This is a genomic window from Sinisalibacter lacisalsi (assembly GCF_014640115.1).
Lineage (GTDB): Bacteria > Pseudomonadota > Alphaproteobacteria > Rhodobacterales > Rhodobacteraceae > Sinisalibacter > Sinisalibacter lacisalsi.
Genome location: NZ_BMGI01000003.1, coordinates 1 through 16,610, shown reverse-complemented (window position 1 = coordinate 16,610; position 16,610 = coordinate 1). Strand labels below are relative to the sequence as shown.

Here is a 16,610-nt window from a genome sequence, read left to right as displayed (position 1 = left end):
CTCAGGATTCCGGCCTTGCCGCCGACCTGTCAAACAGCCCGGTCAGCGCCCGCTGGACGATCGAGGTGACCGAGGGGCGCTTGAGCGCGGCAAAGGGCAGCGGGCGGCAGACTTCCATCGCCGCGACCCCGACACGGGCGGTGAGCGCGCCGTTGATCACCCCCTCGCCGAAGCGGCGCGAGAGCTTCGAGAGCACCGAGCCGCCGGCGACCGAGCCGATCATGTCGTCCCCCACCGCCACCGCCCCGGTCGCGACGAGATGGGTCAGCACCGCGCGGGTCAGCCGCCAGGCCCCAAGCGTGCCGGCCCGCCCGCCGTAGATTTCGGCAATGCGGCGGATCATCCTGAGGTTGGCGGTGAGCGCGGTGATCAGGTCGGCCAGCGCCAGCGGCACAAGCGCGGTGACGGCCGCCACCTGCCGCGCGGCGGTCTCGACCTCGCGCCGCGCGGTGGCGTCGAGCACGGTCAGCAACTCGGCTTCGGCGAGCGCGATGAGCCCGTCGGCATCGAAGATATCCGCTTCGCGCTCGTCGAGGCGGGCAAGCCCCCAGCGCAGGTCCTCGCGTCCGGCGTAGAGGCGTTTGAGATCGCGCAGCACGGCGCGCGCGGCTTCGAGATCGTCGCGCGCGGTGGCGGCCTCGGCCGCCTCGTGCAGCGCATCGACGCGCCTGAGCCGCGCAAAAGCGGCCATTTCGCGCAGCGCGATCACCACGAGCACCACGAGGAAGGCCGCGAGCAAGACCGAGGCCGCAAGCCCCAGCGCCGGGTTGCGCGCCAGAAGCCCGGTGGCGAAATCCCACGCCGCGACCGAGGCGACGAAACCCACCAGCGCCACAGCCAGCGCCCAGAACCAGCGCGCCAGCCGCGAGGGCTTTCGTGCCGCGAGGCGGGCGGCGATCTGCATCGCCGCAGGCTCGGGCAGCCCCGGATCCGGCTCGGGCACCGGCGGCGCGGTGGCGGGGGTTTCGCCAGTGGGCGTGTCGATCTCGATCAGCACGGGGCCGTCTTTCCGGTTTGTCATCGCGGCCTCTCCCAGACATAGCGGATATCGGGCAGTTTCTCGTCATTGCCCGCCCCGCCGGTGCGCTCGACCTCGCGGAAACCTTGCGCCTCGTAGAAGGCGCGCGCCGGATCGTTGAACTGGAAGGTCCAGAGGCTGAGGTGCGGCGTGGTCTTCTGTGCCCGCGCCACGAGGGCCTTGCCAATACCCTGCCCGCGCGCATGGGCGGCGACGTAGAGCGCGAGAATGTCATCCCCATCGCGCGCGAGAAAGCCCGCAACCCGGCCGCAGCGGCGCGCCACGATGACCCAGCCGCGCGCCACCAGATCGCGGGCGAAGGCCTGTTCGTCCTCGCGCTTGTGAATGCGCGGCATCCACGGGGTTTCGTCGATCCAGTCCGACAGGATCAGCCCGATCGCCTCGGCATCGGTGGGCCGGGCCGGTTCGACGATCGCCCGCGAGCCGGGCCGCAGTTTTGCGGAGAAGAAGTTCACAGCCGGTCCCCGATCAGGAAATCCGCCGCCCGGTCGAGCCGGATATGCGGCGGGCCCTCGCCGGGACGCCCTTCCGCACCCGAGGGCGCGAAGCGCATCACCCGGTAATCGGCGTCGAGCCAACGCTCGGCGCCCTCGCGGGCGGGCGCGATCAGCCGCATCGGATCATCGGGCAGCCGCCCGGGGTAGAACGCGGCCGAGGCGCCGGTGTCGAGCAGGGTGCCGCGCACGAGATCGAGCTTGCGGCCCTCGTGCTCGCGGCTTTCCTCGGTGGTCGCGCGCAGCGCGGCGATCGACATCGCCGCCGTCTCGGCCCCGGCGAAGGCGGCCCGGTCACGCGCCTCGCGCATCAGCGCCTCGGTGATCGCGGTGAGCCGGGGGTGCTGGGAATGGTGCAGGTGATCGGCCTTGGTGGCGGCGAACAGGATCTTCTCCACCCGCCGGCCGAGCAGGAGCCGGCTCAGGAAGGCGTTGCGCCCCGGGCGGAAGGCGGCGAGCGTATCGGCCATGGCGCGGCGCAGGTCTTCCAGCGCGGCCGGCCCGGCGTTGATCGCGCCGAGCACGTCGATCAGGACCACCTGACGGTCGATCCGGGCGAAGTGATCGCGGAAGAAGGGTTTGACCACCCGCGCCTTGTAGGCCTCGAACCGCCGTTCCATCTCGCGCCAGAGGCTCTTGCGCGGCGGCGTGCCATCGGGCCCGGGCAGCGGCGCGAAGGTCAGCGCCGGGCTGCCCTCCATCTCGCCCGGCAGCAGGAACCGGCCCGGCGTGCAATCGGAGAACCCCGCCTCGCGGGCGGCGCGGAGGTAGCCCGTGAAGGCGGCGGCGAGTTCCTTGGCCACGGCCTCGTCGAACCCGGCGGCAGCCTCGGCCCGGTCGGCGGCGGCGAGAAACTCCGCCGCCATGTCGCGCGAGGTGATCCGCGCCAGCGTCTCGCGTGACCAGGTGGCATAGTCGCGATCGAGCAGTTCGAGATCGAGCAGCCATTCGCCGGGATAGTCGACGATGTCGAGGTGCACCGTGCGCGGGCTCCTGAGCCCCGAAAGCAGCCCGCCCGGCCGCACCCGCAGGCTGAGCCGCAGCTCGCTCACCGCCCGGGTGCTCTCGGGCCAGCGCGGCTCGGGGCCGGTCATCGCCGCCAGGTGCGCCTCGTAGTCGAAGCGCGGAACGGTATCGTCGGGTTGGGGCTGCAGGAAGGCGGTGAGAATGCGCCCCTCGGCCTGCGGCATGAACTGCGCCATCCGCCCCCGGTCGAGCAGGTTGGCCACCAGCGAAGTGATGAACACGGTCTTGCCCGCGCGGCTGAGGCCGGTCACGCCAAGGCGCACGACCGGCTCGAACAGCGCCTCGTGCACACCATCGCCCAGCGCCTCTGCCCGGCGCACGATTCCGTCGGCGATATCACCAAGCCCCAATCGGAAACCTCCTCGCGTTTTGCCCTAGATAACCCTTCGCCGCGCTCTGCGCCAGCGGGCGAGCCCGGGGGTTTCACACCCCCGGACCCCCGTGAGGTATTTGGGCCAGGATGAAGGGGAGACTTGCTGGGGGAGTTGGGGCGGGCTATCCCGGCGGACATGCCACGCTATGCGCTGAAAATCGAATATGACGGCGGGCCGTTCGCCGGGTGGCAGCGGCAGAAGGACCAGCCCTCGGTTCAGGGCGCGATCGAGGCTGCGCTGGCCCGGCTGGAGCGCGATCTGCCCGCGATCGCCGCCGCCGGGCGCACCGATGCGGGCGTGCACGCGCTCGGCCAGGTGGCGCATTGCGACATGGGCAAGGACTGGGCACCGTTCCGGCTGATGGAGGCGCTGAACTACCACCTCAAACCCGCGCCGGTGGCCGTGGTGGCCTGCGCGCCGGTGGCCGATGACTTCCATGCCCGGTTCTCGGCGCGGGAGCGGCGCTACCTGTTCCGGCTGGTAAGCCGCCGCGCACCGCTGGTGCATGACCGCGGCCAGGCCTGGCGGGTGGGCCACGCGCTCGACCTCGCCGCGATGCAGGCCGGCGCCGCGCGCCTGATCGGGCGGCACGATTTTACCACCTTCCGCTCGCTTCAATGCCAGGCCGAGAGCCCGGTCAAGACGCTCGATGCGCTCGACGTGGAGGCCCTGCCCTACCCCGGCGGCGGCACGGAATACCGCTTCCACGTCCGCGCCCGCAGCTTCCTGCACAACCAGGTGCGCAGCTTCGTCGGCACGCTGGAACGGGTCGGAGCCGGGGCATGGTCGCCCGACGACGTGAGCGCCGCGCTCGAGGCGCGCGACCGCGCCGCCTGCGGCCCGGTCTCCCCGCCGGGCGGACTTTATCTCGAGCGCGTCGGCTACCCCACCGACCCGTTCGCCTGATCCAGGGGGCGCGCCGCGGCTCACGACACCCGCCCTTGCCGCGGCATTTCCTGTCAGGCATTGCTTCGGACAGGCAACAGGAGAAGTGCAACGACGAGATGAGGTAAGCAGATGCCCTGCCCGATCTGCCGCAACGAGACCAGCGAGAGATATCGTCCCTTCTGTTCGCGACGGTGTGCCGATGTCGACCTCGGCCGATGGCTGCGGGGCGGTTACGCGGTGCCGACCGATATCCCCGCCACGCCCGACGAGGCCGGAGAAGAGGTCGAAAAGCCCGGTCCGCGGCAGGACTGAGATTTCCCAGATTCCCTCTGGACACCAGCCCGCCGCGTGACTAGAAAACCGCGACCCGAACGAAGATCGTTCACCCGTGCCCGGGTAGCTCAGGGGTAGAGCAGTGGATTGAAAATCCTCGTGTCGGTGGTTCGATTCCGCCCCCGGGCACCACTCACCCAGAACATGGCTGAACATATATGTCCGCAATGGACTGATAAATAATGATAAAAATATCCCCTTTGCCTCAGCATTGAACATCGTGGTACATAGCTTCACACGTACCAGGGTGGGCTAAAAGGTGGGCTGAGTTGACGGTCTCCAACGCGCTAACGCAGATCAAGGCAAAGAACCTCGGCAAGGGAAAGTATGCCGATGGTCGAGGCTTGTGGCTAGTGAAGTCACGCAAAGATGCCGGCAAGTGGATCCTTCGAATCGTCGTCGATGGCAAGCGCCGCGAAATGGGGCTCGGCCCGTGGCCGGATGTGTCGATCGCTGAGGCTCGTGAAAGCGCCAGTGAAGCACGCAAGAAGCTCCGGCAGGGGGCCGACCCGATCCAAGACCGCCGCACTCAAAGATCGCGGTCAAGTCGCTTGACGGTAGCTGATGCAGTGCAGGGGTGTTTTGAAGCTCGGCAGGCCGAGCTCAAAGGCGACGGCAACGCCGGACGCTGGATGTCGCCTCTTGCAGTGCACGTGTTGCCCAAGATCGGCAACCTGGCGATTGAAGATGTCGACCAACACGAGTTGAAGCGCATCATGGAGCCCATCTGGCACGAGAAGCCGGACACCGCCCGGAAAGCCATGAACCGCATGAACCTGACGTTGAAGCACGCGGCGGCGCTCGGGCTGGATGTCGACCTTCAAGCGGTAATGAAGGCACAGGCCTTGCTTGGGAAGCGGCGGCACGAAGTGAAACACATCCCGTCATTGCCTTATCAAGAGGCCCCAGCATTCTACAAATGGCTTTGCGAGAAGCCGTTCGTATCGGCTTTGGCGCTTAGGTTCCTAATCCTAACGGTCGCCCGTACGAGCGAGGTTCGCTTTGCCACCTTCGATGAGATTTCCAACGGCGTTTGGATGATCGCGCCCGAGAGAACGAAGACGGGCAAGGAACACCGCATCCCACTTTCTAATGAAGCAATGTCGATCGTGGATCAGGCGAGAGTTGTCAAAGGGCAAAACCTTCTGTTCCCATCGACCAGAGGAAACCCGATCTCCGATGCGACCATGAGCGGGTTCATGAAGCGCGAAGGCTACCAAGCACGACCACATGGTTTCCGGGCGACGTTCCGCACTTGGGTCGAAGAGACCACTGACACGCCGTTTGAGGTCAAAGAGAGCGCGTTGGGGCATCAGATTGGCACCGACGTCGAGCGAGCGTACCAGCGATCCGACCTCCTTGAAAAACGAAGACAATTGATAGACGACTGGTCCAAATTCTTGCTTGGGTGATTGGCCTGGGGTCGGAACGCACGTGCGGTCGGATACGGGCAAAAGATCCCCCACGTGACAACCTCCTTCCGATACACCTTCCGGAAATTTCTCCTCGTGGTAGTATGGGGAAAAGGCAGGATTCATATGGCGCAAACCATCATACTCACAGAAGAAAAGTCAGAAATCGTCAAGCTTCTTGAAGCACATGTGCAGTCTGGGAACTTGAATTTTCTCTTTGGTTCTGGCGCGTCTATGCCAGCCATCAATGTGGCCAAAAATATCGAGAAGGAAATCAACGATCTGCTTGCAAAGGGAGAAGATGCGCAAGCGGACAAAAAAGCACTCGAATTCCTCGAGGAGCTTGAGGATGTAAACAATGATGTTGTTGCCAATATCACGGGTGGCGCCATCGAAGACGTGTTGACCAATTACACCACTTTTCTTGAGGCAGTAGATCAACTTGTGTTTGAAAGAAAAAACCTATTGCTACCGAGGCAAGCGAACATCTTTACAACCAACTACGACTTTTTCTTCGAGCAAGCAGCAAGCGATTTGCCGACCGTAGTGCTCAATGACGGTTTCGATCGAACTTCTGCGGCAATAGATGGTTTCCCATTTTCACCGGAGAAGTATTTTGATCGAACATTTCGCTCGGGAAATGTGTACGATCGGCAAGCCGAAGTCCCCAGCATTAACCTGATCAAGATTCACGGCTCACTATCTTGGGCCCGTGGAGAAGGCGAATATATCCGATACTCTTTACGTGAGCACAAAGCGTTGTCCGATGAGGAGCGGGATGATCCGGAAAAGGTAAGAACCGCTCTCACGCAACGTGCGATCATCTTGCCAAATGTTCGGAAATTCGAATCGACCGTATTGGATCGCGTGTACTTCGACCTCCTTAGGCTATACTCGAATTCTCTAGACAAAGAGAACGCGCTACTCTTCACTTTTGGGTTTTCATTTGCAGATGAGCACATACTAGATGTTACGAGAAGAGCTCTACGAAATCCGACGGCGAAGCTAATTATTTTTTCCTACAGTGAAGAAGCCGCAGTTTCGTTTGCTGAAAAATTCAAACAGCAAAGAAATGTTCTTGTTATTTCGCCTGCTAAGGGCGCAAATATCGATTTTCCAGAAATGAACTCACTTTTCCAGGGGATAGCACCTTTAAAGCGTCAGAGCTATGAGTGATGAGAGATTACAAAAAGAAGCTGTGCTTCGAATTGGAGAAGTGTCTGCGGTCACAGGTCGGCGAATTTCGATTGCTGTCGACAAAGATAAGAACTTGTCAGAGCTTTTCTTTGATGGGGACCTGGTTCGGAACATTGCTGTCGGGAGTTATGTTGACATAAGAAAGGGATACCTAAGCTTAATTGGAAAAGTTGATGGAGAAAATGCTCAACCCGATGAAAATGGGAAAAATGAGTTAAAAGAAACAAAACTCAGCCGAAGAGTTCTGTCAGTGTCTTTGGTGGGCTTTCTAGATCGTCGCGGCGAGTTCTCTGGAGGCACTAAGGAGCTCCCGCTGGTAGGCAACGAGGCATACCTCCTAACCAGGGAAAAGGTATATCAGGTTCATAATCTCGTGTCGCGGAACGGGATTGCGCTTCACGTAGCTAGTTCGGACTACGAAGGCTATGATATCGCGTTGCCCGTGGATGGTTTGATGAACAGCCACATCGCGATTTTTGGGAATACGGGAAGCGGCAAGTCAAACACCTTGGCGATACTCTACCAGAGCTTCATTTCCGAGATGAGAACCCGCAATAAAGATGCCTTCGATGCGAATTGCCGGATCCTTGTGTTTGACTTCAATGGTGAATACTCGGGTAACGATTGCCTAACTCAAGAGAAATCGGTCTACGATCTCTCGACCAGGGTGGACGGTGGCGACAAGATTCCGCTGTCAGACGATGGGCTTTTGGATATCGAGATGCTCTCGATCATTTCTGATGCTACGGAGAAAACGCAAAAACCGTTTTTGAAAAGAGCCTTGGCACTCAGGAAAAGAGTATTGTCAGGCGATGATGCTCTCGAGCACACTAGGAACATTATCCGGAACCAGGTCAGGCAAATTCTTCAAATGTCGGACAAGGTTCGGGCAGATTTGCTACTCGATTATCTTCGCCAGATCCTGCCCAATGTTGATCTTGAAGGGATGCCGATAGAACTTGCAATTGATTTGGACTGGAACAACAAGTTTGCTGAATTCACCTGGAACGGCAACTACCTGAAATCAGATCCAGAACAGATTCCAAACACGTTCGTCTACAACCACGTTGCCAACTTTGTGCTCAGTGGCGACATCATTTCGGATTTCATTGTTTTTACATATGTGCAAATGATTTACGACGTTCTTTCAAATCGTGCGCAGAATGAACACATTGCTCCTGCCATCAACAAGTTAAAGAGCAAACAAAAAGACATTCGCAAGGTCTTCGATTCCAGCCCAGAAAGCAAGTTTTTCGATTCAAATGTCGTAGTCGTAAATTTGCACGATGTGAATCTTGAAATGAAGAAAACAATACCTCTTTTGCTTTCGAGGATGGTTTATCAGGACCACAAGAAGAACTACGTGGGAAAGTCCCTCAGTATTGTGATTGACGAGGCTCATAATATTCTTTCACGTGAGTCGGCGCGTGAGGCGGAAAGCTGGAAAGACTACCGCCTTGAGACCTTTGAAGAGATAATCAAGGAAGGTAGGAAGTTCGGCGTTTTCGTCACGATTGCGAGCCAGAGGCCAAATGACATTTCCCAGACGATCACATCTCAGGCTCACAATTATTTCATTCATCGTCTAATCAACCAAAAGGATTTGCAGTCAATTGCAAGTGCGGTGTCTTATATTGATAAGCTAACAGAAGAATCCATTCCGACGCTTCCCACAGGGACTTGTGTTTTTAGTGGTATTGCTGGTCAGATGCCACTGAAACTGTCGATCAAGGAACTAGATGCACATCTTCAACCCCGAAGCACGACACTCAAATTTGGCGAAATAGTGTCTCCAGATGGATGATTGGTTTCCGCTCGTCATACCTGATCCGTGATTGATTTCAGTGGTCCAGGAACGGCAGCTTCCTCGTGTTGCGGTGTGACTGGTATCTTTCCTGTCGATAAAAGTTCGAGAAGTGGGCCGTCTTGGGTCACATATCATTCGACTCGATCTTCATCGGTCTAGGCGTGACGTCGAGTTCGTCCTCTGGTGAGACAGGAATCTTCCCAGCCGATAGTAGTTCGAGAATTGGGCCGTCTTGGGTCACCAAAGGGGTCAGAGAAGCAACATCTCTGACCTGGAGCCAGTTTGACGGCTCTAAGCAAAGCTCTCTGCCGGTCACGGTCCGGTTCGAGAAGCAGTTTTGGACCATCCACCTTTTTTCTAGTGGTTTTGCAGAAATGTGAAGCTGTGCAAGGTTTTTCATGAGTTCGAGGAATTGTGTCATGTCCTGATTGGACAGGCCTATTTCGTTGGCTTTTTGTCGTTCGTCTTTGAGGTCCACGAGCTCCATCGTGAGTCTTCGTTTTCGGTCGTTGTACTCGGTCTTCGTGATGGTGAAGTCGATGAGGAGATCTGTAAGGCGCGCCAATCGTTGCTCACATTGTGCCATCCGCAGTTCGAGAGATCGAACTTCGTCCTGGCGTTGGCTGCTGTTGATCCAGCGTTGCCAGTCGCGTTCGAGCTTCGCAGCCTGGTCCGGCTTGATCTCCAGTCCTTTGAGCGTTTCGTACACCTCCTTGGAGATCTGGTCTTCACGGATCGTCTTCGTCGGGCAGTCCGAAGTTTGGCAGCGGTAATAGACGTGACCTTTCTGTCGCTCAGGCGGCATTGTCGAGCCACAGATGCCACACCGAAATAGGCCACGATAGGTGTGGTTGTGGCGGGTGACTTTCTTACCTGCCTTCCCGGCCTTCAGGTCTTGGACACGTCGGAAGTTCCTGGCATCAACGATGGGCTCATGCATGCCTTCGTAGACCGCGCCGGTCCTCTTGATATGGATCAGGCCCGTGTAGAAGGGGTTGCTCAAGATCTTCTCGACACCATGCTTTGAGATGGGTTTACCTGTCGGACCGCATAGACCAAGCCTGCCCAGCTCTGCCTGGAGCGAAATGATCGAGTGCTGCCCGCTCGCATAAAGTCGAAACGCTTGCTGGACCAGGGGTGCCTTCACCGGGCAGGGCGTTTTCGGTTGGCCGCGCCCGTTGTCGACGTAGCCGATCGGAGCTTTGAACGGATAGAGACCCTGCTTCAACCGCCCCGTCAGGCCCTTGATCGTCTCTTCGCGCAGATTGTGGATGTAGTCCTCGGCGATGACGGCTTGAAGGTTCGCAGCAAGGCGACCGCCGCGCGAACGGAAGTCGAGGCTTTCGGTCGCAAAGAAGATGTCGATCCCGAGGTTCGGCAGTTCGGAGACCAGTGCCCAGTCGCGCAGGTTTCGAGCGGAGCGGTCGATCTTGTGCATCACCAGGCCTGCGGCTCTTCCGCGTTTGAGCTCTCGGATCATTTTGTTGAAGACAGGACGCCCGCGCTTCGCGGCCGTTTCCTTTTCCTCGAACCATTCGACGATCTTGAGATTGTGTTGACTCGCAAAGGCCGTGATTGCGTCAACTTGTGCTTCGAGCGACACGCCCAGTCCTTGCTTCTGGGTGGACACTCGGATGTATCCAAAGCACGGCTTCATACGTCTTTTTTGATATCGTCAGACTCTACCAGATCCTCGGAAATTTGCGAGTCGCGCCACGGCCAAGTGCCGTCCTTCAGCATTCGCAGATAGATGGTTTTGCACAGCTCCAAGTGCTGTTTGAGGTGGTCGTCTTTGCTCATGCCCGAATTCTACCCGGTCAAGCATATCGGCATAGACGCCGAAAACCCTGGCCAAGCGATATTGCTTCATCAAAGAAAAAGGCGGCCCGATCTGGGCCGCCTTTGAGGCGCAACCTCATTCCTGTGACAGAAGCCTGCCGACGGAGTCCGGAGGTGGCCGGTGGACGCAAGTCGCTTCGATCACCTGGTGCAACCGCTCAGTCAGCACCGGCTGTTCTGCGATTCGGCCCTCCAGCGCGTGTGTGACGCAATTGAAGAGCCGCCAAGCCGTCTTCACGCCCCAGTCATGCGGCGGGTTCTCCCACCGATCCATCACCGCCCCGATCCGGGTCACGGTGATCACATCGGCTCGGTAGAGTTCCATCACGGCGTGATCGGCCGCGTCTTGGGTCAGGGTCGTGGTCCGATACCGGGTCATCACCCGGTGTTGGGCCTCACGCTGATCTGCCAGGGGCTCGATCAGTTCGCCGACTAGGCCAGGCAGATCACGCTTGGCATTGGCCGTGTGTTTCCGGCGCACCACGTGATCGGCGATGAAGGCGAGGTTGTCGCAGACGAAGACCCGCGAGCCGAAGGAGATCCCGATCGGGAAGGTCTTGTCGTGGCTGTTTCTGAGCCCCACCGTATCGGTGTAGTCGCCGTAGGAACTTTTCAGGGACAGCACCCCGAAATACCGCATCCCATCGGGCGTCACCCCGTGGTGTTCTTCCTCTACGGCATGACCGTAGAAGCCGAGCGTATGCCGGACCGCGTCCACCAGCCGGTGGTGCGGGATCGGCACATGGGTGGCAGTCGCCTCCGGGGCTTCCAGTTGCCGGAGGTCGTCGTAGTCGAGCGGGTTTGCGCCCGCATGCAGCATGAGCGTCATGGCTTGTCTCCATTGATGTTGGGAAAGGAACAGGGTTCCGCCATCCATTGTCAGGCCAGAGCGCTTCGCTCGCTAGGTAACGGAATATCGGGTCCAGCTATGGCCGATGGCTCATATCATCCGGGCGGGAAGGTCGTCGCCGAGAAAGCCTTGCGCGGTTCACCATCGACCATGAGTTGCACGAAGGCCCGGTAGTTCGGGAGATTAACGAGATCCGGCACCGCAACGGTGCCGAGTTGGCGCTCGAAGGTCGGGGCGTCTTGAGCACCGGTGCGAAACACCATCAGGCTCCCGGCGTTGCCGAGCACCGCCTCGAAGACGTCAGTTTCGGTCTGCACGATGTGCTGATGCGCGAGCGTGAGGCCCAGGCCGTATTTGCGGGATTCCGACATCATGCCGGCTAGTGCTGAGGTCGTGAAAGAATGGAATTCGTCGACATAGAGCATGAAAGGCCGGCGCTGCTCGTCCGGCAGGTTATGGCGCGTGAAGGCCGCGTTCATGATACTGGCGACGATCAAGCCGCCCAGCACGTTGGAGGTATCGGTGCCCAGCCGTCCCTTCGCCAGGTTCACGATCAGGATCCCGCCTTCATCCATGATCCGGCGGAACCGGAGCGGCTCTTCCGGCTCGCAGATCGATTTGCGCACCACCGGGTTGGCCAGAAACGCTCCTAGCTTGTTGGCAATCGGCGCGACCCCATCGACGGCGGTCTGGTAGTTCATGTTGGGGAACTCCCGGGTCCAGAAGGCATAGACCTGTTCGTCGGTCACGCGAGCCACCACGGCGCGCCGGAAATCCTTGTCGACGTAGAGGCGCACGATGTCCCGGATATCCGCCTCACGCTGCTCCAGGAGCGCGAGAACGGCATAGCGCAGCAAATGCTCCATGCGCGCGCCCCAGGCATCGGCCCACTGCTTCTTGAGGGCTTCGATAAAGCCGGATGCGACCAGCGGGCGAAACTGGGCGGCCACAGGGGTCAGCGGGTTGTATCCGTATGGGCTATCTTCGTCCGCAACGTCCCAGTACCGATGCTCGATGGCAAGCGACTGCGACAACTGCTTGGCCAGATCGCCGTGGGGATCGACGAGACAGAAGCCAATACCAGCGCCTGCGTCCTGCCGGGCCGTGTTGCCGAGCAAGGTCGACTTGCCGGTCCCGGTCTGACCGATGACGTAGAGGTGCATCAGCCGGTCCGCGAGACGGATGCCAAAGGGGAAATCGCCGTAGTGGCGATAGGCTTGGCCAAGCAAGGTGACGTGATCGGGCGGTGGAAACATCGCTCAATTCTGACTGGTCCCACGACGTCACCCTAGGCGGTCAAAAACCGGCGGACCGGATATCGTTGCGCTAGATGCTTCGGCGCCTAGTGGGCTCCAACCTGTCGCGTATCATGCCAACAGATCGTTCTTTCCCGGATCGCCTCTTCCCGGGTGCGCCTGTCATCCCGACGGGACCACCTGAACAGGAGGTGATCATGGGACATTCGCAAGTCGATGGTATCGATTCCATTGGTACGGTGCCGGTCTGCAAGAGCTGCGGTTCGGAGCGTGTGGCGCTCGACGCCTGGGCGTGTTGGAACCCAGAGTATGGGTTGTGGGAGTTAGAGCATGTCTTCGACGATGCCCACTGCCACGCCTGCGAGGATGCGACCACGCTGGTGTGGAAGCGCCTTGATGGCGCAGGGCCGCGCCAGGCGATCCGCGAACTCAACGATCGGTTTCGGCGCGAGGGGCGCGGCAACGGGACGGTGGTGGTGACGCCCGGTGTTCGAGCGCTTGGGCGGGACTTCCTTCAGCGCGCATTCCAGGCCGTCCGTGACTTTGACCAGTTCTCCGAGGACAACGACCCCTGGGGCGAACATGACTACGGCGCGGTCGAGGTCGACGGCGAGAAAGTGTTCTGGAAGCTCGACTACTACGATCCAACGCTCACGCAGGGTTCGGAAAACCCGGCCAACGAAGCCGTCACGCACAGGGTGCTGACCATCATGTTGGCAAGCGAGTATTGACTAACCCGCCCTTGGGTCAAGGGCGGGTATTCTATTATCTTCGGGCCGAGATGATCATACGAAAATTTTTAGAATTCAGACTGACCAACTTTGGTGAGCGCAAAGAGCGTTTATAGGTCCACATCGTAGAGAATTGACCCAATTTTCAAGGCTACCTCTCGAATCTTCGATCTGTTTTTCACGTGGGGCTGCTTGCCTTCACCATTTGATATTCTGATGGCGTCAATCAACGGTACGTGGCTTAGAAACGCTATTGTCTCAATCGGTAGGTCAGTTTGATCATAGAGAAGTTCAGCCAAGAACGCGCGATCTTGTGGATCAGATACTTTGCCAAAGCTTTCAAGTACATCCCTAAAGCAGGAAGTCGCGCGCTGAATGCGCAAAGACCCCACGCGATCAAACACTTCTTCTTTCCAAATACTTGGAAAAATTTCAAATCCATCTGACGCATCGTCTGGTATGAAGAAGAATTTCCTCTGGCCCCAAGAAATAATGATGAAACATCCATTTGGAATCCGATGCCGCGTACAAAAATAACCAATAGTGCGTGAGTATTCTTCATCGCCGAAATTCACACGCCTTCTTGGGCCCCAAGAGTGTTGTAGGTATGTGGATTGGTGGTCTTTTAAGACGGCGAAGAATCTCCAGTTTCCTTTTTTCCACAATAACTTTGCAAACACACGTTGCGGCTCAAGTTCGTACGGTCCCAGAGCCTCTGCTGCGTTGTTCGGGCGTTCTAGGCGCAATTCAGGTTCATTTTCGAAGCACGGATGCTTGGTCCACGGGATGCCCAATTCATCAAACCAGACCTTGGATCCGAATTCGTTCTCGTAGTAATAACAAGCCCCCCCGCATAGCGGGCAGGTCGTTTGAAACGTAACTTGCCGCAAGTCAGTCTGTGGCAGCGCTACGTCGCCCAATGACCAATAGTTGGAGGCACCTGGAGTGTTGCCGGTATCGCCGCCGAAACCACAGCTACAGTCGGTTGGATGGTTGTGCGCATTACAACCCATTTGGAGCACCCTGTTTGGTCATTCGGGAAAGAACAAGCTGTCATATCCGTCATCGATAGGGAAGACACCCCATATCGGGTTACCATTTCTCGCCGTCTAGCATCCGGCAGCTGATCCTTGGTATCCTGACCCCGTCAGGGAGTTCATGAGCAAACCACCTTCCGAACCACCACCAGCCCGGTATGGCGAGCCCCGGAAAGGTTTCACCTTTCCGGGATCTGCACGTCCATACCGGGCTGGTGGTGTTGTTGTTTGAGAGGGTGGGTTGGCATCGAAAATGGGGATTTTGCGCCTCCTTGTTGGGTGAAGGCGGACCCCATAGACTGGTGAGCATTACAAGCATAAGCAAATCACCATATGACAACCGAATTTGCACTCGACCTCCGCACGGCGCGGCGCAAGGCGGGGTTCGTGCAGAGCGATATCGCTCACATGTTGGCGTCGCATCAATCCCGGGTCTCTGACCTGGAACAGGGGCGAAAGCTTCCGACACTTACGGAAACCGTCATGTTATCGCTGATCTTCGGCAGGTCGTTCGAAAGCCTGTTTTCGATGGTCATGCGTCAGGCGCGCAGGGATCTGCGGAAACGGGTCCGCAAGCTGCCGAAGAACACCCGTGACTTCGCGGGTACGTTCAACCGGGCGTCGTCGATCGAACGCCTGAGAGACCGTTTAGCCGCCGAAGACGAGGAACATGGCGGACCATAGAATTCTGGCAGTCGCGGCGGCTTCCGGTCGGGTTGGCTATGCTTTCCTGGTGGGCGACAAGCTCAGGGATTGGCATGTGTCATACACCGCTGCGAAATCGCCGACCAAGGCCGCCGAGGAGGCTCAGAAATGGATCAACCGGCTGAAGCCCGACGTCGTGGTCACCGAGAAGGCCGCAGAAGCGGCCAGGAAGGGCAAGAAGACCAAGGCGATCATCGGCGCGATCGCCCGGACGGCCGAGCACAACTACCTGCTCAATGTGTCCGTCGCGCGGGTCCATGACTACGCCAACAAGTACGAGGAGGCTGCGGCGCTGGCCGCGCAGTATCCTGCGATCGAGCCCTGGCTGCCGAAGAAGCGCCGGTTCTTCGACAACGAACCTCGCAACACTGTTCTTTTCGAAGCCCTCTCCTTTGCCGACACCATCCGGCGCGGTGGCTCGATCGGCCTCGCAGCCATGATGGGCTAGTTCTTCGCTTTTTCGATACGAACCTCGGGAACGGTCACGCAAGACCCGCCGTCCTCCAGGAGGGCGGCTCTTGGGTGTTGGCGGTCAAAGTTTGGTCTCGGAGACAACAGTTGGGTTACGAACGACAGACCCGGGCTCAATCACAAGTTGACAGACAAAATTCGTGGTTACAGCCTATCCCCGGGAAAACGGAGGTATTCTGATGAGATCTTACGAAGCGGCGCGGACATATTTCAGCATTTTGGAAATTCTTTCGTGGTGTGTCATCGCGGCCGGCGGAATTGTCGCGGTGGTCGCGATGGCGGCACTCGAAGAGATGAGTCGTGGTTTTGGTGGTTCGTCAATTGCGGGGCTGGCCGGGATCGTACCCGGGTTGGGGCTGATGTTCTCCGGGTTTATAGGGCTCGTCCTGACACAGATCGGACGCGCGGGTGTCGATTCCGCTGAGTACTCTCAACAGATGCTCAAGATCGCGCGGGACCAGTTGGAGGTTTCGCGGCAAGCGTTGCGCGGCCCGAACGCCCCGGCCAACAGCTTTGCCGATGCTGTCGAGGCAGCCCCGGGGGCTACTTCCGGATATGAAGGTCTTTCGGCAAGAGACGGTGAAACGGGAGCCACCAAAGCAGAGATTCCGGCAATCGAGAAGGCTGAAGACACCGAAATCCGAAGCGGACACGAGATTGAAAAAGCCGATGATGTTTGGCGTGTCGGGGATCAGGAATTCAAGAGCTTGGAAACGGCCAAGCTCTATGTCGCAACCCTTTCCACTGAAGGCGCGAAAGAGACCGAAGATGTGCTGGAATGGAAGGGCGAAACTCGGCGCAAATGAGCTCCCTTAGCCCCCATACACGACCCCCATACTCATCCCCAACCTCTATGGGTATCCGGTATGTGGACACGCCGCAGAACATCGTGGAACATGGCGGAGCGAAAACACCGTCACGAACACCGTGACTTCATACATATTTCAAATGGAAAAATGCATCCCCTCCGCCATAGCTGCGGGGATGAACGGACAGCAAGGGGCATGAATTCGGATGCGAGTCTCGATCTCTCATCATACCGTGCAGAAAGGCTGTAACCATCCGGCGTGGACCGCGGATGGGGGCTGTTCTCAGGTCGTGCCCTCGGGGGCTTTGGGTTTGCGGGGCCGCGGAGCCCATTTCTTCGCAAG

At 58.8% G+C, this 16,610-nt stretch carries 17 protein-coding genes and 1 tRNA gene; 10 read left to right on the top strand and 8 right to left on the bottom strand.

Translation table 11 applies throughout. The annotated features are described in order from the left end of the window. Position 1: 1 nt before the first annotated feature. From IEW01_RS09675 to IEW01_RS09665, 3 genes are read right to left on the bottom strand one after another with little or no spacing between them, the layout of a single operon-like run. A complete protein-coding gene (locus tag IEW01_RS09675) occupies positions 2-1,021 on the bottom strand; it encodes a YcjF family protein (RefSeq protein WP_188527434.1) in 1,020 nt (339 codons plus the stop codon). Next, positions 1,018-1,494: a GNAT family N-acetyltransferase gene (locus IEW01_RS09670; protein ID WP_229738181.1), complete on the bottom strand. Its 477-nt coding sequence runs from the start codon at positions 1,492-1,494 to the stop codon at positions 1,018-1,020. The genes IEW01_RS09675 and IEW01_RS09670 overlap by 4 nt, the downstream gene beginning before the upstream one ends. Further along, positions 1,491-2,909, bottom strand: a complete 1,419-nt coding sequence (locus IEW01_RS09665) for a YcjX family GTP-binding protein (protein WP_188527433.1) — start codon at positions 2,907-2,909, stop codon at positions 1,491-1,493. Before IEW01_RS09665 ends, IEW01_RS09670 begins: the two co-directional genes overlap by 4 nt. A gap of 159 nt (positions 2,910-3,068) precedes the next feature. On the opposite strand from IEW01_RS09665, the gene truA reads away from it, so the two are divergent. The 6 genes from truA to IEW01_RS09635 all read left to right on the top strand — a co-directional run bounded on the left by truA (position 3,069) and on the right by IEW01_RS09635 (position 8,567). Further along, positions 3,069-3,839: a tRNA pseudouridine(38-40) synthase TruA gene (truA, locus tag IEW01_RS09660; protein WP_188527432.1), complete on the top strand. Its 771-nt coding sequence runs from the start codon at positions 3,069-3,071 to the stop codon at positions 3,837-3,839. Positions 3,840-3,950: 111 nt separating this feature from the next. Continuing rightward, positions 3,951-4,133 carry a DNA gyrase inhibitor YacG gene (locus IEW01_RS09655; RefSeq protein ID WP_188527431.1) on the top strand — a complete coding sequence of 61 codons (183 nt, stop codon included), beginning with the start codon at positions 3,951-3,953 and terminating at the stop codon, positions 4,131-4,133. A 78-nt stretch (positions 4,134-4,211) separates the two neighbouring features. Then, a tRNA-Phe gene (locus tag IEW01_RS09650) sits at positions 4,212-4,286 on the top strand. 137 nt (positions 4,287-4,423) lie between these two features. Further along, positions 4,424-5,566, top strand: coding sequence for a tyrosine-type recombinase/integrase (locus IEW01_RS09645; protein ID WP_188527430.1), 1,143 nt, complete (start codon positions 4,424-4,426; stop codon positions 5,564-5,566). 126 nt (positions 5,567-5,692) lie between these two features. Further along, the gene (locus IEW01_RS09640; RefSeq protein ID WP_188527429.1) at positions 5,693-6,742 is read left to right on the top strand and encodes an SIR2 family protein; all 1,050 of its coding nucleotides are present in this window, start codon (positions 5,693-5,695) and stop codon (positions 6,740-6,742) included. After that, complete coding sequence (locus IEW01_RS09635; RefSeq protein ID WP_188527428.1) at positions 6,735-8,567, top strand: ATP-binding protein; 1,833 nt, start codon at positions 6,735-6,737, stop codon at positions 8,565-8,567. Before IEW01_RS09640 ends, IEW01_RS09635 begins: the two co-directional genes overlap by 8 nt. Positions 8,568-8,694: 127 nt before the next feature. Here the strand turns inward: IEW01_RS09635 and IEW01_RS09630 are convergent, their stop codons facing one another. The 4 genes from IEW01_RS09630 to IEW01_RS09615 form a co-directional block, all read right to left on the bottom strand. Then, positions 8,695-10,227 (bottom strand): recombinase family protein, encoded by a 1,533-nt coding sequence (locus IEW01_RS09630; RefSeq protein ID WP_268236817.1) that lies wholly within the window; start codon positions 10,225-10,227, stop codon positions 8,695-8,697. Then, on the bottom strand, positions 10,224-10,370 hold the full coding sequence (locus IEW01_RS09625; RefSeq protein WP_188527426.1) for a hypothetical protein: 147 nt from the start codon (positions 10,368-10,370) through the stop codon (positions 10,224-10,226). Before IEW01_RS09625 ends, IEW01_RS09630 begins: the two co-directional genes overlap by 4 nt. A gap of 115 nt (positions 10,371-10,485) precedes the next feature. Then, positions 10,486-11,238 (bottom strand): DUF932 domain-containing protein, encoded by a 753-nt coding sequence (locus IEW01_RS09620; RefSeq protein ID WP_229738177.1) that lies wholly within the window; start codon positions 11,236-11,238, stop codon positions 10,486-10,488. 116 nt (positions 11,239-11,354) lie between these two features. Next, on the bottom strand, positions 11,355-12,515 hold the full coding sequence (locus IEW01_RS09615) for a type IV secretory system conjugative DNA transfer family protein (RefSeq protein ID WP_188527424.1): 1,161 nt from the start codon (positions 12,513-12,515) through the stop codon (positions 11,355-11,357). A 197-nt stretch (positions 12,516-12,712) separates the two neighbouring features. On the opposite strand from IEW01_RS09615, the gene IEW01_RS09610 reads away from it, so the two are divergent. Next, complete coding sequence (locus tag IEW01_RS09610; RefSeq protein ID WP_229738175.1) at positions 12,713-13,246, top strand: DUF3768 domain-containing protein; 534 nt, start codon at positions 12,713-12,715, stop codon at positions 13,244-13,246. A 110-nt stretch (positions 13,247-13,356) separates the two neighbouring features. On the opposite strand, the gene IEW01_RS09605 is transcribed toward IEW01_RS09610, so the two are convergent. Next, on the bottom strand, positions 13,357-14,268 hold the full coding sequence (locus IEW01_RS09605; RefSeq protein ID WP_188527423.1) for a hypothetical protein: 912 nt from the start codon (positions 14,266-14,268) through the stop codon (positions 13,357-13,359). A 348-nt stretch (positions 14,269-14,616) separates the two neighbouring features. On the opposite strand from IEW01_RS09605, the gene IEW01_RS09600 reads away from it, so the two are divergent. The 3 genes from IEW01_RS09600 to IEW01_RS09590 all read left to right on the top strand — a co-directional run bounded on the left by IEW01_RS09600 (position 14,617) and on the right by IEW01_RS09590 (position 16,265). After that, complete coding sequence (locus IEW01_RS09600) at positions 14,617-14,967, top strand: helix-turn-helix transcriptional regulator (protein ID WP_188527422.1); 351 nt, start codon at positions 14,617-14,619, stop codon at positions 14,965-14,967. Positions 14,968-15,016: 49 nt separating this feature from the next. Then, positions 15,017-15,436, top strand: a complete 420-nt coding sequence (locus IEW01_RS09595) for a hypothetical protein (RefSeq protein ID WP_229738174.1) — start codon at positions 15,017-15,019, stop codon at positions 15,434-15,436. A 202-nt stretch (positions 15,437-15,638) separates the two neighbouring features. Next, complete coding sequence (locus IEW01_RS09590) at positions 15,639-16,265, top strand: hypothetical protein (protein ID WP_188527420.1); 627 nt, start codon at positions 15,639-15,641, stop codon at positions 16,263-16,265. The last annotated feature ends 345 nt before the right edge of the window (positions 16,266-16,610 follow it).